This is a genomic window from Paraburkholderia aspalathi, assembly GCF_900116445.1.
GTDB lineage: Bacteria > Pseudomonadota > Gammaproteobacteria > Burkholderiales > Burkholderiaceae > Paraburkholderia > Paraburkholderia aspalathi.
Genome location: NZ_FPBH01000032.1, coordinates 82,257 through 106,523 on the forward strand (window position 1 = coordinate 82,257; position 24,267 = coordinate 106,523).

General features: G+C 59.8%; 15 protein-coding genes. All 15 read right to left on the reverse strand.

Annotation, left to right across the window (positions count from 1 at the left end):
• Positions 1-54: 54 nt before the first annotated feature.
• A complete protein-coding gene (gene cysS, locus BM438_RS35750) occupies positions 55-1,440 on the reverse strand; it encodes a cysteine--tRNA ligase (protein ID WP_093644523.1) in 1,386 nt (461 codons plus the stop codon).
• A gap of 241 nt (positions 1,441-1,681) precedes the next feature.
• A complete protein-coding gene (locus BM438_RS35755; RefSeq protein WP_093644525.1) occupies positions 1,682-3,109 on the reverse strand; it encodes a mannose-1-phosphate guanylyltransferase/mannose-6-phosphate isomerase in 1,428 nt (475 codons plus the stop codon).
• A 65-nt stretch (positions 3,110-3,174) separates the two neighbouring features.
• A complete protein-coding gene (locus BM438_RS35760; protein ID WP_093644527.1) occupies positions 3,175-3,858 on the reverse strand; it encodes a GNAT family N-acetyltransferase in 684 nt (227 codons plus the stop codon).
• Positions 3,859-3,873: 15 nt separating this feature from the next.
• Entirely contained in the window at positions 3,874-5,211 is a 1,338-nt protein-coding gene (locus tag BM438_RS35765) for an aminotransferase class I/II-fold pyridoxal phosphate-dependent enzyme (RefSeq protein ID WP_093644529.1), read from the reverse strand.
• A 41-nt stretch (positions 5,212-5,252) separates the two neighbouring features.
• A complete protein-coding gene (locus tag BM438_RS35770) occupies positions 5,253-6,167 on the reverse strand; it encodes a UDP-3-O-acyl N-acetylglycosamine deacetylase (RefSeq protein WP_093644531.1) in 915 nt (304 codons plus the stop codon).
• Complete coding sequence (locus tag BM438_RS35775; RefSeq protein ID WP_093644533.1) at positions 6,167-13,840, reverse strand: type I polyketide synthase; 7,674 nt, start codon at positions 13,838-13,840, stop codon at positions 6,167-6,169. The genes BM438_RS35770 and BM438_RS35775 overlap by 1 nt, the downstream gene beginning before the upstream one ends.
• Positions 13,837-15,372: an LTA synthase family protein gene (locus BM438_RS35780; protein ID WP_093644535.1), complete on the reverse strand. Its 1,536-nt coding sequence runs from the start codon at positions 15,370-15,372 to the stop codon at positions 13,837-13,839. Before BM438_RS35780 ends, BM438_RS35775 begins: the two co-directional genes overlap by 4 nt.
• Complete coding sequence (locus BM438_RS35785; RefSeq protein WP_408284013.1) at positions 15,373-16,158, reverse strand: SDR family NAD(P)-dependent oxidoreductase; 786 nt, start codon at positions 16,156-16,158, stop codon at positions 15,373-15,375.
• Entirely contained in the window at positions 16,158-17,360 is a 1,203-nt protein-coding gene (locus tag BM438_RS35790; protein WP_093644539.1) for a capsule biosynthesis protein, read from the reverse strand. Before BM438_RS35790 ends, BM438_RS35785 begins: the two co-directional genes overlap by 1 nt.
• A gap of 62 nt (positions 17,361-17,422) precedes the next feature.
• Positions 17,423-18,472: a polysaccharide pyruvyl transferase family protein gene (locus BM438_RS35795; protein WP_093644541.1), complete on the reverse strand. Its 1,050-nt coding sequence runs from the start codon at positions 18,470-18,472 to the stop codon at positions 17,423-17,425.
• Positions 18,472-19,776 carry a glycosyltransferase gene (locus tag BM438_RS35800; RefSeq protein WP_167378511.1) on the reverse strand — a complete coding sequence of 435 codons (1,305 nt, stop codon included), beginning with the start codon at positions 19,774-19,776 and terminating at the stop codon, positions 18,472-18,474. Before BM438_RS35800 ends, BM438_RS35795 begins: the two co-directional genes overlap by 1 nt.
• A gap of 77 nt (positions 19,777-19,853) precedes the next feature.
• Positions 19,854-21,002 (reverse strand): KpsE/RkpR family capsule polysaccharide export protein, encoded by a 1,149-nt coding sequence (locus BM438_RS35805; RefSeq protein WP_143131818.1) that lies wholly within the window; start codon positions 21,000-21,002, stop codon positions 19,854-19,856.
• Positions 20,989-21,657 carry an ABC transporter ATP-binding protein gene (locus BM438_RS35810; RefSeq protein ID WP_093644547.1) on the reverse strand — a complete coding sequence of 223 codons (669 nt, stop codon included), beginning with the start codon at positions 21,655-21,657 and terminating at the stop codon, positions 20,989-20,991. Before BM438_RS35810 ends, BM438_RS35805 begins: the two co-directional genes overlap by 14 nt.
• Complete coding sequence (locus BM438_RS35815; protein WP_167378512.1) at positions 21,654-22,949, reverse strand: ABC transporter permease; 1,296 nt, start codon at positions 22,947-22,949, stop codon at positions 21,654-21,656. The genes BM438_RS35810 and BM438_RS35815 overlap by 4 nt, the downstream gene beginning before the upstream one ends.
• Positions 22,950-22,989: 40 nt before the next feature.
• Positions 22,990-24,150: a polysaccharide biosynthesis/export family protein gene (locus BM438_RS35820; RefSeq protein WP_093644551.1), complete on the reverse strand. Its 1,161-nt coding sequence runs from the start codon at positions 24,148-24,150 to the stop codon at positions 22,990-22,992.
• Positions 24,151-24,267: the final 117 nt, after the last annotated feature.

The following is a 24,267-nucleotide window of genomic DNA, read 5'->3' on the forward strand; positions in this document are numbered from 1 at the left end:
TAGACGGGCCAGCATGGCGGCCCGTCTACTTCTCATTGCCACGCCAGGATATCGTTACTTCCCTGTATCGCGCGGACGCAGCACCTGCCCACCCGGACCGTCGTCCACGAGCCAGCCCTCGGCTCTTAATTGCTCACGCAGACGATCAGCCTCGGTCCAGTCCTTGGCCGCGCGGGCCTTGTCACGCGCATCGAAGATAAGCGCGATATCGGCGGGAACATCAGGCACATCTTCCTTCCAGTCGGCGAGCCGGAGTCCTAGCACGGCGTCGAATCGATCGACCGTCGCCCGTCGCGTCGCCGCCGGGAGATCGCTTCTCACCACATCCCACAGCACGGCGAGCGCGCGCGGCAGATTCAGATCCTGGTCGACCTCGGCCTTGAAACGTTCGACGCTGTTCGCATCGGGCGCGCCTCCTTCGGGCCATTGCACATAGGCTCGACGCAAACGGTCCAACGCAGATTGCGCGGCATCGAGCGCTTCGAGATTGAAGCGCAGCGTGCTCCGATAATGCGCGCTGAGGCACAAGTAGCGATACGCGAGCGGATCGACGCCTCGATCGATCAACGTCTGCAACCGCACGAAATCGCCGCCCGACTTCGACATCTTGCCGGCGTCCAGCGTGAGGAAATGGCCGTGCATCCAGAAGTTCGCGAGACGGGTTCCATGGCGTGCCTGAGTCTGCGCGATTTCATTGCTGTGATGCACGGCGATGTGATCCTCTCCGCCGCAATGAATGTCGAACCACGGGCCGAGGTATTTCGCCGACATCGCCGAGCACTCGATATGCCAACCGGGGAAACCCCGGCCCCACGGGCTATCCCACTCCATTTGCCGCATGGTGTCCGGCGGACTGAATTTCCATAGCGCGAAATCCGTTGCGTGCTGTTTCTCTCCTAACGCCACACGCTTGCCGGCCTGCAGGCCGGCGACATCGAGACGTGCGAGAAAGCCGTAATCGTCCTGTTTGCTCGTGTCGAAGTAGACGCCGTCGGCCGTGCGGTACGTATAGCCGTTGCGTTCGAGGCCGGCAATGAAATCGATCTGCTCGACGATGTGATCGGTTGCGCGGCACCAGAGGGCAGGCTCGAGCAGGTTCAACGCGTGCCAGTCGCTCATGAAGGCTTCGGTATATCGCTCGGCGATCGCCCACGCCGATTCGCCGGTGCGGCGGCTGCCCTTCTCCATTTTGTCTTCGCCTTCGTCGGCATCGGAAACCAGATGGCCGACGTCGGTGATATTGACGACGTGCCGCACGGTGTAGCCGTTCAATGTCATCACGCGGCGCAGCACGTCTTCGAATACGTAGGTGCGAAGGTTGCCGATATGCGCGTGGTCGTACACGGTTGGACCGCAGCAATACAGCCCAACGTGGTCCGCTTGAATCGGCGTGAAAGCGCGTAAGGTGCGCGACCAGGTGTCGTACAGGACGAGTGGCATGTGAATTCCTGTGGTGTTGAGCGCGTTAGTGAACGTAAGTGCGTGAGAGCGAAAACGAAAAGATCAAAACAAAAAGCCACCGGTCTTGTGACGGGTGGCCTCAGGAATACGGACGTGTACAGATCGACTCTCTAGACGCAAGCTCCCCTTGGCAGGCTGCAACAGCATGCGTGCAAAGAATGCGAACGGGAATGGATAGATGCGATCATGGAAACGATGCTAACGTGTGTTTCGAGGCAGGTCAATCTCGAACACGCCCATAGGTGTCTTCGAAACGCACGATGTCGTCCTCGCCGAGATAGGCGCCGGACTGCACCTCGATCAACTCGAGCGGAATCTTGCCCGGATTCAGCAACCGGTGCGTCACCCCAAGCGGAATGTACGTCGATTGGTTTTCGGTCAGGATGATCTCTTTGTCGCCGTTGGTAACGAGCGCGGTGCCCTTGACGACGATCCAATGCTCCGCACGATGGTGATGCATCTGCAAACTCAATTGCGCGCCGGGGCTGACGACGATGCGCTTGACCTGGAACCGGTCGCCGCTATCGATGCCTTCGTACGATCCCCATGGCCGCACCACGCGACGGTGCGTGACCGACTCGTGACGTCCCATGGCATTCAACTGCGCGACGATCTTTTTGACGTCCTGCGCCTGGTCGCGATGCGCCACGAGCACGGCATCAGCGGTCTCGACGATCACGACGTTATCCAGCCCGATCGCAGCCACCAGCCGGTGTTCAGCGCGGATGTACGAATTGGTCACGGCGTCGGTCAGCACATCGCCGATCAGCGCGTTGTACTGTGCATCGCGCTCCGCAATGTCGGCGAGCGCCGTCCACGAGCCGATGTCGTTCCAGCCGAGATCCGCCACCGCGACCACGGCGGCGCGCTTCGTTTTTTCCATTACGGCATGGTCGACCGAGATGTTGGGACAGGCCGAGAAGCTTTGTGCTTCGAGACGGACGAAATCGTTGTCGCGCTGCGCACTCTCGAGCGAAAGCTCCGCCTGCTTCGCGATTTCAGGCTCGTAGCGCCGCAGCTCCTCCATGTAGGTGGACGCTTTCAGCATGAACATGCCGCTATTCCAGTAGTAGCTGCCATCCTCAAGAAAACGTTGCGCCGTCGCGGCGTCCGGCTTCTCGACGAAGGAATCTACCGCGAAGGTTGGCTCGCCTTCGACAAGGCTCGCGCCTGAACGGATGTAGCCGTAGCCAGTGTGCGGTTCGGTTGGCGTAATACCGAACGTGACCAGATAGCCGTCTTTGGCAATCTGCGCTGCGGCTTCGGCCGCTTTAATGAAAGCCGCTTCGCCTTTAATCACGTGATCGGACGGCAGAACGAGCAGCAGCGCGTCCGGGCTTTCACGCATGGCCAGCAACGCCGCTACCGCGATAGCAGGCGCCGTGTTGCGGCTGGCCGGCTCGAGCACGATCGCCGACGAGACGACATCGACCTGGCGCAACTGCTCGGCCACAAGAAAGCGCTGCTCATTGTTTGTGACGACGATCGGCGATGCGACGTCGGCGATACCTCGCAGGCGCAGGGCGGTTTGCTGAACCAGGGTGTTTTCGCCCGTCAACTTGAGGTACTGCTTCGGATATCCACCGCGCGACATTGGCCACAGCCGCGTGCCGCTTCCACCGCAAAGAATGACTGGATAAATATGCATGGTCTTTTTCTCTTTTCTCTCTAGATATTGTTTGAATGTGCGCGCCCTGCTCCCCCGGCCCCTATTCAAGCCCGGCGCATAAGCTGCATTCGTACCGATTCCAGTTCCTGCGGCAAACGGCGCGAGATTGGCGCCCGGCGTGGCAGTTCGACAAAGCCCAGGCGTTGATACAGATCGTACGCACGCCGATTGCTGACCAATACGTCCAGTACGATCTGCCGATCGGGCTCGACGTGTATCAGGTCCGCGCGCAATACGCTGGTAAATAGCGCACTGAACACACCCATACCCCGCATCTGTTCATCCGTCGCGCAATGTGCAATCAGCGTTTGTGACGACTTCGGTGCGGGCAATTCACTCTCCAGCACGAGCCCACGCAACAGCATGCCCACGGTGCTGCGCACGCCAAAAAACACCATCAGCATCAGCGCAACATGAGGATCGTCAAACCAGATGGTCCTGCCGTCATGCATGGCAAGCACAGCCAATACGTTATCGTCGCCCGTCACGGCGACGCGGTGCCGCCGGTAGGAGAAACGGCCGTGTTTCGACGTGAACGCGAATTGCAGAAACTCGATGCACCGATGGTCGGGTTCGCCGAGAAAGAACCCGAACTCACGCACACCCGAGGCGAAGATCAACCGCGCGCACGCCTCTGCGTCTTCTGCTCGCGCCGGGCGGAACTGCAAAGCACCCGCTTCCTGCCCCTGCTTTGATGTGCGAGCGCGCTCTGATTCAACGGCGTACATGGCGAGTGTCCCTCTTTAACGCGGCAGGCGCTTGAGCGCCGCGATGGTTCGACTGATCTGTTCCGGCTCATGCGTCGAACAGATAAAAAACCGCAGACGCGCCGCCTTTTCTTCGACGGCGGGATAGAAAATCGGCTGTACGTTGATGCCTTCAGCAAACATCGCGTTGGCCCACTGCGCGGCTTTCAAGGTGCTGCCGGTAATGATCGGCACGACTGCATAACCGGCGCTCTTGCCCGTGTCGAGACCCGCGGCGCGCGCTTCGTCGAGGAACTGCTTGCCGCGCGCACGCAGCAGCGCCACCCGCGCCGGTTCAGCAATCAGCCGTTCGAGCGCTGCAAGCGACGCGGCCGCCAGTGCAGGCGCGAGGCCGACGCTATACAGAAAGCCGGGCGCGAGATGCCGCAAGATATCGATCAGTGCCTGCGAGCCGGCGATAAACCCGCCGCATCCCGCAAGTGTTTTGCTGAGCGTGCCCATCCAGATATCGACGTCGCCGCTCGCCACGCCGCAATGCTCGCGAACGCCCCGGCCTCGCTCGCCCAGCACGCCGAGCGAGTGCGCCTCGTCAACCATCAGAAACGCGGCATGCCGGCGCTTGATGTCGACGAATTGAGCCAGATCGGGTATGTCCCCATCCATGCTGTACAGGCCTTCGATCGCGATCAGCACACGCCGGTAGTCGTGCCGCACGCGTGCGAGCAGCGCATCAAGCGCCTGCCAGTCGTTGTGCGGAAAACTCAGCCGTTTCGCACCGCTCAATTGCGCGCCCTGCACGATACTGTTGTGCGCGAGTGAGTCATGCACGATCAGATCGCCGGGACCGAACAGCGAGCCGATCACTGTCACGTTGGTGGCATGGCCGCTCACGAACACGACGCAATCGTCCACCTCGTACAACGAGGCAAGCGCCGCTTCGAGTTCGCGCTGCACGGGCCGCTCGCCCGCCACCATCCGGCTCGCGGATGCCGACGTACCGTAGCGATCAATCGCTTCTTTCGCTCGCGCGGATACGAGCGGATCGCCGGCAAGGCCGAGATAGTTATAGTTCGCGTAGTTCAGATATTGCGCGCCGCCAATCTGGGTGGTCGCGCCCGCAATACCTTCATGCACGCGAAAAAACGGCGACTCCACCTGCAGCTTCTCGCCCATCTGCCGCAATATTTCGACCTGCTGATAACCCGGCATGGTCTCGAAGCTGCACAGAGCAGCGCGCGAAACGTCTTGCGCCGCGCGTGTGCCACCGGCGGGCAACGGCGCGCCAGGGGTCTGCGCCTCTTCGGAGACGCGCTCCAGTTGCCGCATCAACGCCTTCGCGGCGAGTTGCTGACGGATATGATCACCCAATCCCATGCTGTTCAGATAACCCTGTGAGGTGCGGCCTGATGTCGATATCAAGCCGGAAATTCAGCCCATTCCCATGCGTCACGCGTGGCGAGCAGTTCGGCAACCAGCCGGTAGTTCATTTCATGACTCGGCCGCAATGCGGTGACGCGACCGAGCAGCGGCGCGCCGGCCATCGCCATGTCGCCGACCAGATCCAGCACGCGGTGCCGCACGAACTCATCCGGCACACGCATTCCACCCAGCACGCGGTTGCCGACGATCGCAGCAGTACACGACAGGCGTGCGCCGCGCAGAATCGGCATGCCGCGCACATAACCGGCGAGAATTGCGGGGATGGCCCATTTGACGCGTCCGTATGAACGCGAGGGTGCGATCTCCTCGGCAAAACTCTTAGGCGTCACCGCGCCGTCCCAACGCAATGCACCGAAGCCTTTGAGGTCGTTGCGCACGGCCATTTCATAAGCGGCCGACGGTTCGATCGAGATACTGCGCTCATCGCGGGTGCCCTCGCCGTCGGCTATCTTCACTGGACGCAGCACGCGAATAAAACGCTTGGCGTGCGGCAATTCGCTTCGTCCGCACGCATGGATCGCCTCGATCCACGGCTGGGCGCTGCCATCGAGAATCGGTACTTCTTCGGCATCCAGTTCGACAGTCGCACGATCAATTTCGCAGGTCAGCAGCGACGCCAGCAGGTGCTCGATGGTGCGCACACGAACGCCATTGGCGCTTTCGAGCATCGTGCAAAGCGGCTGGCCGCGTCGTAACGACGGGCTCACCGCGAGCTCAGCCAGGACACCTGCGCCCTGCATGCGGCGAAACACGATGCCACGCGGACCATCGGCATCGACGGGAAGAATCCGCACGTTCACGCGTCGTCCGGTATGCAGACCGTGACCGCTTAACGCCAGCGGCCGCGCGAGCGTCCCTTCACGGCGGCGCCAGCCTGTGGGTGCGTTCATCAGACGAGCTCCGTCGCGGCTGGTGTCGGGACAGGTGTTGCCGTATCCGCTTGCCCCGACAACGCATCGGCGACATCGGCCAGCGCGTGAGCGCCGACATCGAGCGCATGTTGCGCGGCGACCGCCGCCACCTGCGCCGCGACACCGTTTGGCTCCGCCACATCGTCCTGCGTCTGGATCGATTCGACGATCCGCTGCGCCAATGAACGCACCGTCGCGCCTTCGGCCATCGTCATGATCGACAGCTTGACCTGGAAACTCTCTTCGACCGCCATGCCGAGTTCCATCCCCATCAGCGAATCCATGCCCATATCGAGGATCGAGCGGCCGGTTTCGATTTTTTCCGGCGACATGTGCAGGATGCGTGCGATCTGTGCCTGCAAGGTTTCTTCGACCAGCTGCAAGGCATCCGCGAATGCCAGGCCGAGAATCTGGTCGCGCATCTGCGCGCCGCCCTGGCGTGCCGGTTCGTGACTGCCGCGTGCATGCAGTTCCGTGTAGCGGCGAGCGCGCGCGGCCGGCATGCCGAGCGAAAGCGCCTGCCAGTCGAGCCGAACTACCGCTTCGCCGGCGTTCATATCGACGATCGCACGCTCCAGCGCCGCGAGCGCTTCGGCCGACGTAATCGACAAGCCGCCGATGCGCGCCTGCAGCGCCTCACGGGTCTCTGCGTTGCGCGCGAGGAAGCCAACGTCGTCCAGCGGGCCCCATGCCATGTACGTGCCCGGCAAGCCGGCCGCGCGGCGCTGGGCGATCAGCGCCTCGAGGAAGCTGTTGGCCGCGACGTAACTCGACTGCCCTGGATTGCCAAGGAAAGTCGTCGCCGATGAATAGACCACGAAGAAATCGAGTTTCGCAGCGCGCGTGGCACGGTGCAGGTTCCATGCGCCGGCCAGCTTCGGCGCGAGCACTGCGGCGAAACGTGCGTCGTCGAGATTGCGTACGAGACCGTCGTCAATCACCATCGCCGAATGGAGCACACCCTTGAGTGGCGTTCCGCGCGCGGCGATATCGGAGAGCAGCGCGTCGAGCGCGGCTGCGTTCGTGACGTCGCAGGCCGCCGTGTGCACCTGTGTGCCGTTTTCTTCGCGCCAACGCGCAGCCTCTGCGGTCAGCTCCGGTACGAGCACGCCTGAACGGCTCGCGAGCGTCAGATGTCGTGCGCCGCGCGACATCATCCAGCGGGCAGTGGCAAAACCAAGCCCGCCCGTGCCGCCGACGATCAAATACGCTGCTGCCGGATCGAGTTGCAGCGCTTCAGCGCCGGCCGTCGCGCGCGACGGACTCGGCGTACCCGCCGGATACGTCACGAGGATCTTGCCAATCTGACGTGCCTGCTGCATGTGACGGAATGCTTCCTCGACGCGTTCCGCCGGAAACGCGCGATAAGGCAGCGGATGCAACACGCCGCGCGTGAACAGTTGCATGACCTCTTTGAACAGACACGAGGTCAGATCCGGCAATGCGTTCATCAACTGGTCGGCATCGATGCCGAAATAGCTGATGTTGTTGCGGAACGGCCGCAAGCCGATACGGCTGTTTTCGTAGAAGTCGCGCTTGCCGAGTTCGAGGAAACGGCCGAACGGACGCAGCGTGTCGATGCTGCGCACCATCGCTTCACCGGCAAGCGAATTGAGCACGATATCGACGCCTGCACCTCGCGTGCGCTCACGGATTTCATCGGCAAACGCCAGGCTGCGCGAATCGAACACGTGATCAGCGCCGAGCAGACGCACGAATTCGCGCTTCTCGCGGCTGCCCGCCGTTGCAAACACTTCCGCACCCAGGTGGCGCGCGAGCTGGATCGCCGCGATCCCTACTCCGCCCGCCGCACCGTGCACCAGCACGCGCTCGCCGCGGCGCAGTCGCGCCAACTCGCTCAGCGCGTAGTACGCCGTGAAAAAGGTGGTCGGTACCGTCGCTGCTTCTTCAAAAGTGAGACGTTCGGGCTTGCGGGCGATGGCCTCGGCCTTCGTACGCACGTGGCTCGCGAAGGACGCCGGTGCGAAACCGAGTACCGCATCGCCCGGTGCGAATCGCTGCACGTCCCGACCGACGCGTGAGACGCGCCCCGACAGTTCCATACCGATCGTCGCGCCGGCAAAACCGTTTTCAACGGCTTCGTCGGACAGCAAGCCCATCGCGTACATCACGTCACGGAAATTCAGACCCGTTGCAACCGGTTCGATTTCGACTTCATCCGCCGCGAGTTCGCGTTGCGGCAGTGCGAACCATTCCAGGTTGCGCAACGAGCCAGGCGACGCAAAACCGAGCACCGCCCCTTCGCTCTGCGGACGTACCGAGGCAGTCGATTTGCTGCGCAGTGCAGCGCTCGCCGCAGACAGCATGCGTGGCACATAGCGGCCGTGCGCGGTGAGCAGCACTTCTTCTTCACCGTCGGACGCGAGCAGCTCACGCGCCAACTGGACGCCAGCATCGCGGCACGCCGGCGATACGTCGATCAAACGGCACGACAGCTCCGGATGCTCGTTGGCCAGCACACGGCCGAGCCCCCACATCGCCGCCTGCTCGGGACGCAACGTCGCGGCATCGGTAAACGGTGTGGCGACAGGCGCACCGCCGCGCGTCACGATCCACAATTGCGGCTGTATGACGCCAGCAACCGCGGTGAGATCGCGCACAAGTTGCGCTAGCGCGAGCGTGGTCTGCTGCTGGACGTGCATCACTTCTGCGCCATCCGCATCGGCGGACAGCGTGTGATCCGGCGCGATAAATACGATGTGATGCGCACGCTCTGCCGGCACGGCCAGCTTGCTCATGTCGTGACACAACGCCTTGAGCGTATTGCTCGACGTCGTGTGGCCGGCTGCCCGCAAGGCAGCAGCCAGGGTCTCGTCGACGCCGGTTTCCGCTGCGTACAGCAGGGACCAATGCGCCGACGGCGTCTGTGCTTCGCCCTCGTTGCCAGGCGTAGCGCCGCTATGCGGCTCGCGTGCGACGATCAGCGTCGGTGCGCCTTCGAGATCCAGACCCTGCTCTGTATGCCGTGTGACCTGTTCGAAGCCCACTTCTTCAAGGTGTTTCGTCAAGGCTACCGGCGACAACCATGCCGCACGGCGCGCGTTGGCGTGCGCGGCATCCGCATCGAGATCGAACACGATATCGGCGAAGCGGCTATTGCGTGGCTCCGCGATCACGACCAGCGCGCCCGGCGCGAGCCAGCCGCGCAGCGCGTTGAGTAGTGCACGTGGTTCCGCCTGTGCGGCAAGCACGTGGCTCGCCACAACGATGTCATAACGCTCGCCGGCTTCGATGCCTGACAGGCGCGGTGCATCACCGAACTCAAAGTTGGCGATCCGCACGGACGGATGCTCGCTCGCGTCGAAGCCGCTCAACTGCTCATGCGTGCCTGCAATCGTGTAGTCGCAGCGCGACACCGGCACGTGAATCGCGAGCGGCTGCAGCACATCGCTCGATGGCGAATCGAGTTCGAGCACGCGCAAGCGGCGCGATTCGCTCCACCCTTCGATCGCCCGATGCAGGCAGGCGCCGGTCAGCGCATTGACGTGGGTCCACGTCGGCGAAGCTTCGAAGAAGTGCTCGACCAGACTGCTGCGCGACGGCGGCAGAATCTGCGCGCCGCTCACTTCGCCGCGCAACACGGCAGGCAGCGCTGCGCCGCAATGCGCAAGCAGCGTCAGTTCGGCCACGTGCGCGGGCGACTGCGCAAGCAGGTCGCGCCACAGTTCATCGATGCCCGGCAGATTCTCGCAGGCCACGGCGTCTCGCACGAGACGTGTACCGTCGCGCTGCGCGAGGCCGTCTTCAACGACGATCTGCACGAGACGCGCCAGCAGGGCCGGATGCGCACAGTCCGGCAACGACGGTTGCGCAAACACGTCAATCGCATCGAGTGCATTCAATGCGTAAGCGCTAGCGAGCACGTCGAGCAGCGGCAGCATTTCAGTCAGATGCGCCTGTCTGCGCGGCTGATCTTCCTGCGCAGCCAATGCTGCAGCGGCAGCTTCCAGCAACGCGGCTGGCTCCGGCAACATGCGTGCATCGAGGTCAGCGGCAAGCGGTTTGGCCTCGACGATATAGGCGTAACGTGCAGGCGCATGCTGACGGCGCCCCATCAGATCGACGCGGCGGAAGCGGCATGCGCCGAGCCGCGCGACGATCGCGCCATGCGCGTCGGCGAATTCGAACGACGCCACGACCGAATGCGGACTACGCCGTTCGATCCGTGCGACCACGTAGCGGATCGCGTCGCCGCGCAGATAGTCGATGCGTCCGATTTGCACCGGCACATAGGCCGCGTGTTCGACCTCAGCTTGATCCGCCGATGCGAGCAAGGCGAACAGCGGATGGAACCCGCTGTCCATCAGGGCCGGATGAAGCGCATAGGCACTCGGTTCCGAGCCGGACTCGGCTTGCGCGAGGACAGCGGGGACTTCCACTTCCGCCAGCGCCACGCCGGCGTTCGCGTCGACGTGCACCGTGCGCACCCATTGAAACGCCGGACCGTAGCTCAAGCCAATCGCGGTGGTGTTCGCATACAGCGTTGTGCCGGACATGGCCGGTTGCGCGAACAGCTCGGTGAGCGTGGTGGCCGGCAGCGCGTCCGCCTCGCCTTCCGTACTCAGCGCACAGCCGCTCGCCAGCAAGCGGCCGGTGACGTTGAGCGACCACGCTTCGTCTGACATGCGATCGCGTGTTTCGATCGTGAAACTCGCGGTACGCACGTCGACGGTGAAGCGGAACAGCTTCGAATGCTGCGGCTGGAACACCACCGGTAGACGGATTTCGAGGTTCTCGACAGCGCAGCTTTGCGTGCCGAAATGCGCACGCGCGGCGGCGAGCGCCATTTCGACGTAGCCTGCGCCGGGGAACGCCACGCCGCCATCGACCACGTGGTCGGCCAGCATCGGCAGACCGGCCGGATCGAGCTGATTTTCCCAGGCGAGCGCGTGCTCGCGCAGACGGTAACCGAGCAGCGGATGTTCGCGGCGGCGATTGACCAGGTTGTAAGCCTCAGCGGTCGGGCCAAGCCAATAGCGTTCGTGTTGCCAAGGGTAGGACGGTAGCGCCACGCGTGCGCTCGTCGGCGCGAAGCGTTCGACGTCGACACGCGCGCCATTCGCAAGCATCGCGTAGATCGCGTGGTGCAGCATCTGCGCGCTGTCGTGGTTGCGCTTGAGCGTCGGCAACGAGCGGCCGGTGATCCGAGAATCGTCTAGCGTCTGCGTCACATAGGTGCGCAGAATCGAATGCGGGCCGACTTCGAGGAACAGGCGCACGCCCGTCTGGGCGACCTGAGCCACGGCATCGCCGAAACGCACCGGCTCGCGGATATTGCGCCACCAGTATTGCGCGTCGAGTTCGTTGCCCGCGAGCTCGGTACCCGTCACCGTCGAGACGAAGCTACGCGATGCAGCATTCGGCACGAGATCCGCGAGGCCCTGCAGCACGCTCGGCTCGATCGGATCCATCTGACGGCTGTGGAATGCATAGTCCAGATCCAGCATCTGGAAGAAACGACCACTTTCCTTCACCGCGGCTTCGAGCACCTGCAACGCACCGAGTGGGCCGGCCAGCGTGACCGCATGCGGGCTGTTAACCCCCGCGACTTCCACCGCGGTGTCCACGCCGAGTTGCGCCATCAGCGCACGCATGGCCGCTTCGCCAAGCCCGGCAGCAGCCATTCGACCCGTGCCGCGCGTGCTTGCCTGAGCGCGACTGCGAATCTTGATCACGTGTACGGCTTGTGCCAGCGTCAGCGCACCCGACGCCCACGCCGCAGCGACTTCGCCGACGCTGTGGCCGAGGCACACGTCATAGCCGACGCCACGCGCTTCGATGACGCGCACGACCCCAACCTGAATCGCAAATAGCAGCGGTTGCGCGTGCTCGGTGGCTTCCAGCGTGGCGGCGGAGACACCTTCACGCAGCACCTCGACCAGCGAGGCACTGCCGTCGGCACGCCACAACGCGTCGAGCTCGTCGAGCGCGGCGCGGAACACCGGCTCCTGTTCGAGCAATTGCTTGCCCATGCCGGCCCACTGCGAACCGTTGCCGGAAAACACCAGCGCAAGACGTGTATCGTCGCCCGGGGTTTCGCCCTGCACGAGCGCCGCTTCTGTCTGATCCGGCACCGGCGTGGCTAGTGCGGCGAGCGCCGCACGCGCTTCGGCCGGGGTCGACGGAGCGATGACCGCGCGATGCTTGAGCCACTGGCGATGATGCGCCGCGTTCGATGCCAGTGTGCTCCAGGGCGCGCCGTTATCCAGCATCGACAGATAGCGTGCCGCCAGCGCCGGCAGTGCGGCTGCGGTGCGAGTCGAGAGGATCAACGGCGACAGGGCCTTTGAGTCGAATTCGGCTCGTACGGTGGTATCCGCCACAGGTGCTGCCGGTGCTTTCGGTGCTTCCCGCAGAACGATGTGTGCGTTGGTGCCGCCGAACCCGAACGAATTGACGCCGATCACCAGCGGTTCCGCACCACTACCGAGCGGTGTCAAACGATCCACGACGCGCAACCGGCCGCCGACAAAATCAATCGCCGGATTCGGCGTTTCGAAGTGCAGCGTCTTCGGCACCGCACGGTGCTTCAGGCACAGAATTGCCTTCATCAAACCGGCCATCCCCGAAGCTGTTTCGAGGTGGCCAACGTTGGTCTTCACGGAGCCGATCAACAAGGGCCGATCGACCGGCCGTCCCGCCGACGCGACTTCGATCAGGGCGCGCGCTTCAATCGGATCGCCGACCGCCGTTCCCGTGCCGTGCGCCTCGACATAGGCAAGCGAGCGCGGATCGACACCCGCGCGTTCGTAGACCGTGCGTAGCAATGCCGCTTGCGTCGCGGCGCCCGGCACGCTGATACCGCCTTGCGAATAGCCGTCCGAGTTGACGCCCGAACCGGCGATCACCGCGTGGATCGTGTCGCCGTCGGCCAGCGCACGGTCGAGCGTCTTGAGCATCACCAGCGCGCCGCCTTCCGAGCGCACGTAACCGTCGCCGGTCGCGTCGAATGCGCGGCAGCGTCCGCGGGGCGACAACATCGACGCTTTCGAGAACGTCACAAAGCCGAACGGATGCAGCAGAAGATTGACGCCGCCCGCGAGCGCCATCTCGGCGTCGCCCGATTGCAATGCCTGACATGCCTGATGCAAGGCGACCAGCGAAGACGAACACGCCGTATCGACCGACACGCTCGGCCCGCGCAGATCGAACAGATAGGACAGACGGTTGGACGCGATGCTGAGTGTATTGCCGGTCGCCGAATACGGATCGACCGCGTTCAGGTCGTCGACGAAACGATTGCCATAGTCCGGACTCGCCACGCCGATGTAGACCGCGCAGTTGCTGCCTTCCATGTCGCGCGGACGCACGCCCGCATCCTCGAAGGTTTCCCATGCGAGCTCGAGCAACAGGCGTTGCTGCGGATCCATCTGCTGCGCTTCGCGCGGCGAAATGCCGAAGAAGGCTGCGTCGAAACCGGCGACGTCGTCGAGCACGCCGGCCGAGAACGTGTAGCTCTTGCCTGCTTCGCGCTTGGACGGGTGCTGATAGAACTCCGTGCCGAAACGGTCTGCCGGTACTTGCGTGACCGCGTCTTTTTCATCGCGCAGCAGCGCCCAGAAATCATCGGGGCTCTCGACATGGCCGGGGAAACGGCAGGCCATCCCCACAATTGCAATCTGTTTGGTCATTGTTCCGTCATTGGGTGCAACGTGCGCGCCGGTGCCCCGCCCGGCAGGCCTAGTTCGAGTGCTCGAATCAGGGTGAGGCCGAGTTGTTCGGCGCACAAAGCTTCATTCGTGGCGGGCGCTTCGCCGTAATTGCGCCAGATAAAGTAGTCGCTTCGAACCGGTTCGCGACCGAGTTCGCCAAATACGTGGGGCAGCGCGGGCACGTGATCGCCGTAAAAGCACAGCACCGTGTCGCGGCGCCGTGCGCGTAGCGCTGAAAGCAGGCGGCCGAGCATCGCATCGGCGTTGGCGAGGTGGCGCAGATAGGCGGTCAGATCGCGCCAGCGCGCATCGTCGCCGAGCGTGTGGAAGGCTGCGCCCTCGCCTGCGTGTACCGGTTCGAGATGCAGCGGCCCGTGGTTTTCCATCGTCATCACGAAGATGAACGCAGGCTTGTCGCGCGGTTCGTCGAGCGTGCTGAGAATCGATTCGGCAACCGCCATATCACCGACGTACGGGCCGGCACGCGGCGCATCCTTGAACGATGCGATGTCCAGAAAGCGGTCGATCTGGAGATGTCTGAAGGCTCGTTCGCGGCCGAAAAAATCCGCGTAGTACGGGTGAATCGCCCTGGTTTGATAGCCGCCACGCTTGAACCACGAGGCGAGCGATGCGCACGCACTGCGCACGAATGCGTACGGATAGAAACGCGCATAGCCGAGTTGCGCGCCTTCGACACCGGTCAGGACCGCGAACTCCGTGCGCATTGTGTTGGCGCCCCACGCAGGGACCGTCAACTCACCGTACTGGACCGACTCGCGGCGTGCGGTGTCGAAGTGATGCAGGATGGCTGGTGCGATCGATTCAGTGAGGCGGCGCGCGTCGAAGAACGACTCGCTCTGGATCAGGATCACGTCGGGCGTCGACCGAGGCGCGCCCGTGGCAAATGGACCCGTGGCCAGCGCGTCGCGTAAATGGCGTGGCGTGGCCGGCTTCATGCCGTTCAGCAGATAGGCGATGAAAACGGCGAAGAAACCGTGACGCTTCTGGTCGTCGGACGGATTCAATGTGAGGGGCAAGCGTGCGGAGAGCAGATAGGCCGCGGCGAGGCAGACGGCAGCAGCGATCACAATTGCACCGAACGGCCTGTTGCCCATTGGCGTGTCTGCTACGAAACCACCGATCACCACTGCGATGCCAACGATGATCGCTGCCACCGTCCCTGCGCTGAGAAACGGCAAGTACAAACGCGGATGCGCAAACAGCTGACTGAAGAGACTGAGATCGGTAAAGACAAACGGCTCGCGCAGGGACGCATATTTTGCGTTGCTCACGCCGGCAAGCAATGCGACTAGCGCGATTGCGACAAACGCGGAAAACCTCACGCGCCCTGTGATCAGCAACAGGCACAGGCAAATAAAAACAATTGCGACGACATGCAAAGCAAAGGCGATCGGCGAGCGGCGCAGCGACGCGCGCGGCACCGCGATCGCTTCGGGCAGAAACGCGAGACCGGCGGCCGCCGCAAAGCTGAGCACGAGCGTCGTATCCACTCAGCGCTCCTCACGTGGTAAATAGGACAACCCACCCAGAATCGCATCGGCCATTACCGCGGGCAGCAATGGCAAAAGGCGCATGCCGAACGCGAGCAGACCGGGGAAAGCGATTTCGGCGCGCCCTGCTTTCAGTTTGTGCTGGATATGCTGGGCGGCTTTGTCGGCCGACCAGAGGAACCGCTTGTCGCCAGGGAAGACGTCGCTCATTGCCGTCTTTACGAAGCCGGGCAAGACGATCGACATGCGGACACCGTCACGCGACAGGATCGGGCGGACTGAATCACCGTAGGCTTTGATTGCTGCCTTGCTGGCGCAGTAGGCCGGTGAGATTGCCATGCCGCGCAATGCGGCAAGCGAGCTGATCAGCGCGATCTGGCCGCCACGGCGCGGGCGCATGCGGGCGATGACCGGCAGGACCGCGTGCATCACGCCGTAGAAGTTAGTGTCGACGATAGCGGCCGTGCGTTCGAGTTCTTCCCAGTCATGCACGGAAGCGAGCGTGCTGGCCGCGCCGGCGTTGGCGATTAGCAGGTCGATGGGGTGAGCGTCGTCGAATTGGTGCAGCCAGGCTTGCATGGCGGCGGAGTCGCGGACGTCGATCAGGCCGGTTTCCACTCTTGCGCCATTTGCGCGGCAGGCGCCGGCCGATTCTTCGAGTCTTTTCTCGTCACGGCCAATGAGACCGAGAACGACGCCTGGCGCCGCATATGCCTGAGCGAGCGCGCGGCCGAGCCCTGCGCTCGCGCCGGTGATCACGATGTGGCGAACAGGCAGGTCAAGCATCATGCGCAAGGCTCCAGCCGATCAATCACACCCGTAACTGCCATGGCTATACCACTTCGCGTATAGAAATCACCATTAATCTGAGTCTGATCAATTACATAGTTCAGGAAAGTCTGGTAGACCTCCCGGTCCGGCGAGGATGCGCTACACCAGAAATCGTCAAGTGTGCCTTGCCAAGTCATTCCCGGCATGTCATAGACTGCCGTACCCAAAGCGATCAATGCCCGGCCATGGTGAAGTGCCGAAAGCCCGACGGTACTATTGATCACGGCTACACCTCGGGCATAGCTCAACAAGGTTGGTAAATGACCACCCTTGATAAAATAAACGCGGTTATCAACGCCTAGATCGCGTGCAAGATCCAACAGATTCCGTCGATGATCGATCAGTCCCGTATCGAGAGGGTGACTCTTGAATACCAGCGACGCGTCTTGCGGCGCATTCAATGCGAAGGATCTCAGAATCGCTTGAGCGAAGTCGCTGATGCCGCCGAAAGGCGAATGGTGCACCACCTGCGCGTCGGAATTCAATTGAAGCGGGACTAGGTAATAGTCGTTCCCGCCGCCTAACAACCTCGCGGTAACCTCAGCAGCATATCGCTCGCGTTTCTTTGTCAGTGCAAGGCCAATCGCCAAGCCAGCGTATTCCACTGCGCCGTTACGCGGACGGTGACTGACGTAGTGTGGAAAACGGCGCGCGTAAAGAGTGTTTGCCAGTCGATAGCGAATGTCGTGGTAGGCACGCTCACGCAAATTGTATCCAGTGTGCCGACTCTCTGGAACCGGAGGGATAATGTGACGATGCTCTTTCAGCCAATCTGCATCACAACGCAGTTGGGAACGCCCGTTGACACCGAAACGCTCCAGAGTGATCCAATTCGGCCGAACGTATCCTTCCTCGAAAACGTGCACGCGAGCGCCGTGCGAGGCAGCGATCGAATGAATTGGCATATGGACCGGACGGCAATCACCGAAGAGCACGATATCGGTTGCACCGCTTTGCGTGAGAAGCTGTGAATACCACGACTCAAGTTCTTCCGCGGTTCCTGCGTAGTTATACTGGTCGCGCAATCCAGAGTAGACCAAATCTCCGCCGCAAAAATTTACCTTCTGAACCACGTGCCCGCGCGTCTGCAAAGCCCGAGCTAGTTCTGGGAAGAAGAACGATGCGGTGCCTTGGAGCAATATAAAGGATGATGACATAGGCGCGTTGCGAAGGTAAATCGAAACAAAAAGCAAAGCACACCTTATGAGGTGCACTGAATCTATAAATATGAGTTCAATTTCTGCATATATCGGTACTTCATATCCTCCAACCGCTCAGAATAGAAGGATCGATCTAGTGACGCGCGCGCGTCCGCTTCGCGTATCAGTCGCCACGGCTGATCGAGAGCGTCTGCCAAAGAAAACAACGGCAGGTGAAGGTCGTCGCAGATAGTCACGATTTTCAATTGCCACGGTATCCGTGGTGTCTCGATGTATGCGACAGGTCTTCCTAGCGCTGCCCCAAAAATTAGCGGGTGATAACGCCCAACCGACAGCACAAGGCGACTTTTTGCCAAAACAGCTTTGGTGGCTTGCGGATTCCACCAACACTCGCACATCTGCGCAATCCGTTCGCTTGACGCATACGCCCTCATTTCGCGCGCATCTTCCGGAGAAAAAGGCAAAAACAGGCATTGAAATCCCAAGCTTTCAAGCTTGCGCGCAAGCAGTTCAATGCGCCCACCGTCGGGTGCGAACTCTGCGCCGTTTTCTTCCCGCACAACGATCGTGACTGTGTTTTCCGCGACATTCCAATCTTCCGGAACATCACCGGTTGGTAAATCCCAAGCCCAATCGGCTCCTAGATGTGCTTTGCTCGACATCATCGAGTAGCGCTCAAAACTCCACCGAGTTCGGAAGCTCACAAACGCCAGATGGCGGGTCAGCAATTCCGCTCGTGATCGATCACGCAAATACGCGTCTCCAGCTGCTGAAGGAAAATCAACACCTGCGATCAAAACCGGCACATTGCCGAGGATTGCATGAAGTAACTGCGCGCCATTAAAGCTGAAACTTAATCCTCCACCTCCAATATGCAAAGCCGCTGCGCGATCGGGCTCTACCGGCCCAACATCAAGTTGATGCACGCTTTCGCAGCAATGATATGGGTACCAGTTCCAAAAGCCATCATGAGCCCCGTGCTTGTCTAGCGACAGCTTGACCGGAAACTTAGGCGAAAGGAACCGGTAGAGCTGCTGCAGCATCGCTTCGTCACCGGTATTCCCTCTACCCCAAAAACCGGAAACGACAATGGATTTTGTGGGTGTCATTAGTATCCAAGCGCTCGACGATAGACGCCGGCATTGCTCTCAGTATCATAGGTAGTCGCGTCACATTTGTGCCCTCCTGACGCGACGGCTGAGACAACTTGAGATAGTTCCAGAAAATTTCCGACCTCGAACAGAGATATGCGGTCAGGGTGATAGCGCTCAATTTGCATAAAGGCCCTAGTTCGAGATGCCACGACAGGTTTGCCCATTTCGAGCGCGATGGACATTGGCCCGGAAGAAGACTGACCAACTTCCATGTACGGCAACAATGCGATGTCGCTGATATGCATTGCCTTGGGAAAGTCCTCGTCTTTCAAGGCGCCCATGAAATGGACGCGCGAAGAAAGATCCGCGGGATGCTTAGACGTGCTCAATCGCTCGTAATCGCTTGCACCGAGTGTCAAGTTCAGCTTTGCATCCTCCTCACCTTCAATGTCAAGCCACTTTCGCCCCGGCTCGATCTGGTCCACCAGATCAGATAGATAGCTGTCTAGCGCAACGCCTTTTTTAATCTCGTTCGGGTGTAAGCCGCCGAATATGGCCAAATGAAAATTAGGAGGTAACAGCCGAAGAGCTCGCAGCGCTACGTCGATGCCCTTGTACTTGCTGACAAAGCCGAAGCAGCCAAGCACAATCGCATCGTCTGGAAGCTTGCCAAGCCGTGGAAAATCACTTCGACGCGCCGTGCGCTTGACTTCGTCGACGACTCGCTGGGGATAAAAAGCCAAGGGATGGTCAAACACCTTGTCGATCTGATGCACGTACTTCAACATCCGCATGTCGCGGCGCGTATGAACGATCACCGACGCCTTGCTCGCCTTGAGTCTTTTGTACAGCTCCGTTGATAGCAAATTGTTGCCAACATGAGCACGCCAGACACCGACGGCTTTACCGAAACGAAATTTCAAGGCCGAGCCTGCAATGTCCTGCCAGGGAAATGGCAAGGACTGAAGGATGGTATGGAAAGTCACGCACAATCGCGGTGAAGCTTTGACGATTTTCTCAAATCGACGAAAGATCGCCTTTTTGGTACGCCCTAGCGTACCGTGCTCTAGTTGGATATTGACAACATCGAAATCACGAAGCTCTTCGCAGATCCTGCTAATTTCTATATCGGCGAGCTTCTGAACCGACTTAGCCTCGCTGCGAAAGAAAAACTGATCAAGATCAAAAACTGTGACATCAAAATAATCGTCAAGCTGTGGCACCAACGCCTTTGTGTAGCCAGCAATCCCACACAGTTCGTCGAAAGTGCTAATGATCGCCAACCTAGGCTTCCCGTTAGTGTTGAACTTAGAGGTCATTTTCATTCTTGAAATAGTAAATTGACAGCGCGCTCCAAATCGAGTGGCTGCTTCCTGCTTTCAAATTGAATCAATATTTAGGTAAGGTGATCTCGCGTCGCCTGAACAGCAAGCACAACGATTGCCCAAGCGAGGAAACTTGCCACCAACGCAAAAAATACTATTCGCCAACCGTGAGGCCAAGTCGCGCTGTCTGGCTTGACAGCATCGACAAACTTGATGAGATACAAAGATTGCCGCTCCGCATTTGTGATTTGCCGCTGCTGAGCATCCGACGCATTCGCATACTGCTTCTCGAGCACACTAATATCTGACTTTAGATTCTCGAACTGCTCAAGTTGCGGCGCGTAGCTTTGCGCGCTCGCCCCTAAGCCGGATGTGTTATTGAGTTGACGCAACTCAGCCGCCACCACCCCTATTTTTCCATTCAGATTTTTCATGATGGGAGAGTCGGCGCTCAGATCCGTGCCCATCGCATCTCGTTGTGCCTGTAACGTGATGAGATCCTCCTTGAGCTTATTGGCGAGCTGCAGATTATTCAGGGCTAGCGCTGAAGGATCAACGAGGCCGTACTGCTTACGTGCACGCGCCAACTCAAACCGCTTCTCGTTGAGTTGTTGCAAGACGCGCCCCACATCTCGATTCGAACTTTCAACAGCGTCGTGCCGTACGCGCTCAGAGATAGCGTTAATCAGCCCTTCCGATATCGCCAGTACATGGCGCGACAAATCATATGAATCCTGGGCGCTAAATGCCTTCAACTCAACGGTGACAAGACCAGTCGTGATGTCAAAGTACGGTTTGACCTTGCCTCGGAGAAAGCGCTGCTTCTGATTAGTGTCGGCGTCAAGCGGCAAATGATCCAGTAGGTCTCCGCGTGTTGGGCCAAAGAGATCATTGAGATTCACCCGTCCGCCAAGATCACGTACAAATGCTTCGCTATCGAGATATTGCACCACCCCGTAAGATGTGATTCCAACTTCTGAAGAGAAGGGCACAGCTTGCGCAATGCCGGCCCCTTCATTCTTGGTCTGCGCCGGCTCTGCTGGGCGCACTCCGAACGTGACAGTCGTGACGTATTCGGGCCTTGCCACGAGCCCGTAATAGATCGCCGTGAGAATCGTAGGTAGCACACATATAAGCAAAAACAGCAAAGCTTTGCCGCGTGGCAACGCAATGCCAAGGGGACGATTGTGCGGAAGGCTTAATGGATCAGTAGTGGCCATTGAATTGAACAATTTCTGTATAGGCTTGGATGGCAGTCTCTATGTCGTCGTACAGTACAGCCGCACCACTATCGAGTACTAAACCGCAGTCACATGAGTCTCGAAGGACATCATTATTGTGCGAAACCAAAATTACATTCGCTTCGCGAATTCGTTCGTCGAGTGCTGCCTGCGCTTTCTGGCGAAACGCAGCGTCTCCAACGGCAGTTACTTCGTCGATAAGATAAGTATCAAATCGAAATGCGAGACTTAGGCCAAACGCCAAGCGGGCGCGCATGCCCGATGAGAACGTTTTAATCGGCATATCGAAATACGCGCCGATCTCGCAGAAGTCCTCCACGTACTCCATCACCTCATGCGGAGCATAGCCATAGACGCGCGACGCAAAGATCACATTCTGGCGCGCGCTTAGGCCGCTAATGAAAAAACTGCTTAGAGCCATCGGAAATGAAATCGCACCACTCCGTCGAATTACACCGCTGCTGGGCTTCTCTGCACCAGCAATGAGCCGAATCAACGTCGACTTCCCCGCTCCGTTGCGACCGAGGATAGCTAGATTACGTCCCTTCGGAACGACAAAACTAACGTCGTCCAGAATCACTTTACTGCCGCGCGTGGTTCGGAATGCCTTCGAAACCCGAGAAAACTCGATCATTCCTCGGCTCCAATGTGGCGGGAAAACAGATGCAGGAGCGCCCCACCTCCTGCCAGCAAAACCATAGCCGCCAGCAGCACGTACCCGGGCTGTAGCCACGGCGGAGCAAAACCGCTATAAAAGCCTGAACGCAATAACTCAATGCATTGCAATACAGGGTTCCAAATGAGCACTGCGCGAATCTGAGGGGGCATCTTTTCAGCGACGTAGAAGATACCGCTGCAAAAGTACATTACCCGCGTGATCTGAGACCAAATCATCTCCCACGACTCAAAGAGTTCACCCAGCATTGCCATAAAGATGCCGAGCGATACACCGAAGAACCACGCAAGCAGCAATGCACCCAAGGTGAGCAAACTATCCTGCGGTACAGCGGAAATGCCAAGCAGATTGAAGATGCCCAGTATCAGGATCGCCACCAGCAATTCGGTAAGCAGAGAAAGAAGACCACGCGCAAGTAAAATGTCGAGAGCTTTGATTGGTGGAAGTAGCAACAGCGATCGGTTTGCTGAAAGCCCGTGCATGACTTTCGAACCGGTGTGAATGATCATGAAAAACGGCAGAAGTCCCGTTAGATAAAACAGGTACAGGTTGTGACCAAGCGGCGCGGTAGCATGATTGAGCAGCGAAAAGAACAGACCGAGCACCATCAGGTGCACAATTGGTTCAATGATTGCCCAGAGGTATCCTAGGCGCGATCGCTCATATTGCCCTGCGATTTCACGCAAAACGAGAGCATACAAAACCCTGCCTTGCATACGCAAAGCTGATGCTGGGGGCCTGACGGTGGGCGCCACAACGCTGGCCGCCCGTCGCACAACCTGCATCTGTCGACCGATTTGTCGTTGGAGTCCATCGCGGTGCGCGCGGAATTCGCTATGACGCGGCTGCCGCTCGAGCGCGATTTCCGCATAGTGCAATGCACGCCGAAACTCACCAGAAGCGGCGCATGCGCCACTCAATACTCGCTCAGCAGAGCCGTCTCCCATATCGCCAATTCGATCTTTCAGCAATCCAATCGCTTCGTGTGGGCGTCCGACCTCGACTGCCAGAGATGCAGCATGAATCACGTAATCGAGATTGTCCGGCTCCAATTCAAGGCAGCGCGCAGCGTCATTCCTAGCCTCAGCCATCCGCCCCGCACTTGCCAGTGCCCCACTTCGCGCACGGAAAACCGCCGCATGCTCTTCCGAATGCTGGATCAGTTGCGTCGCGAGGTTAACGGCGGAGTCATACGCACGCGCCTGAACCATCGAGTGAATTTCGGCCAACACATTAGCTACATCTTTCATACCCGACATATCTAGTGAATTAAATTTTCTTGAAAAAAATTCATTTAAATGAATTCACTGAATTTACAATCGGGTAAGCAACCGAGAACAATACATTGAGAAACTTTTGGAGATCGGCGATAGGCGCATTGGCCACATAGACGATATCCTTGTCGTCGATCATAAAACTGCGCGCGATGAAATAGCTACCCGGATCCGTTAGATCGATTCGATAAATAACGGGCACTTTTTCGTCCGTGGATTGTACGCGCGACGCATCCGGCATGCCGAAGGGCAAACGCTCCTCCATGCGAAACACGAAAACACCGCGAGGGTCAGCCCGATTATCATTCAAGCCACCCGTTCTCGCCAAGGCTTGCGCAAGGGAAATACCCGGAGCCTCGAAGCTGATTTCATCGTTCTTACCCGTGGCACCAAGCGCCGTAAATGTATTCGGCTGATAGAGGACTGCAATAGTGTCGCCCGGAAACAGCGGTATGTTTTGGTGCGGATCATCAATGATCCGCGCAAACGGCATGCGCGCAATTTGATTTCCGCGGACGATTTGGACAGTAAGCTTATCCAACGACTGGTGAGCCGCGCCCGCACTTGTCAATGCGTCGAGCAGCCGTTCCGCCTTTGGCGTGAAAGGAACCCGAACGGCGCCCCCACCATCGCTTACCACGGTAATAAACGATGTCTGGTTTTGCGCAAGGCGAACCAGAACCTGAGGTTGATTGGCTTTGCCCCTCAAACGCCGGGCGATCTCGGCCCCCAGTTGCTCAGTGGAAAGTCCCGCAGCCTGAATACGGCCAACAAAGGGTACCGAGATGCCACCAGAGCTATCAACGACCTGACTCGGCAGCGCAATTGATTGCCCGCCTGCCGGCGCTAGGCCCTCAGCCTGAAGCCCACCAAACAACGCAGCCGGCGGGGCCTCCCATACCGTCACGTCAAGCACATCGCCAGGCCCCAGACCTTTTTGAGCAGGCGCTTGATTTCCGAAAGCCTCAGAAAAAGTTGAAGAAGCGCGCCGCGAAGCCAGCTGCTTTACTACCTGGGCATTTATGTCGATTAATTCAATACCTTTTGCACTTAGTTCAGCCCGGGTTGACTCAACCTGACTTGCGCGCGGGCCTGCCGAAGGAATGTTAGAGCACGCGCCAAGGAATGCCGCAGCTACGACCAATGCAGTCGATTTCAGAACGAGACAAATGCGCATCTTAGTTAAGCAACATGCAATCGAGGATTGCCTTTATTGTTTTCGGAGACCTTGGCGAGGAAGGAAACCGCGGGGATAAATTGCGCTTTGCAGGCATCGGCAACGCTAATACAATGC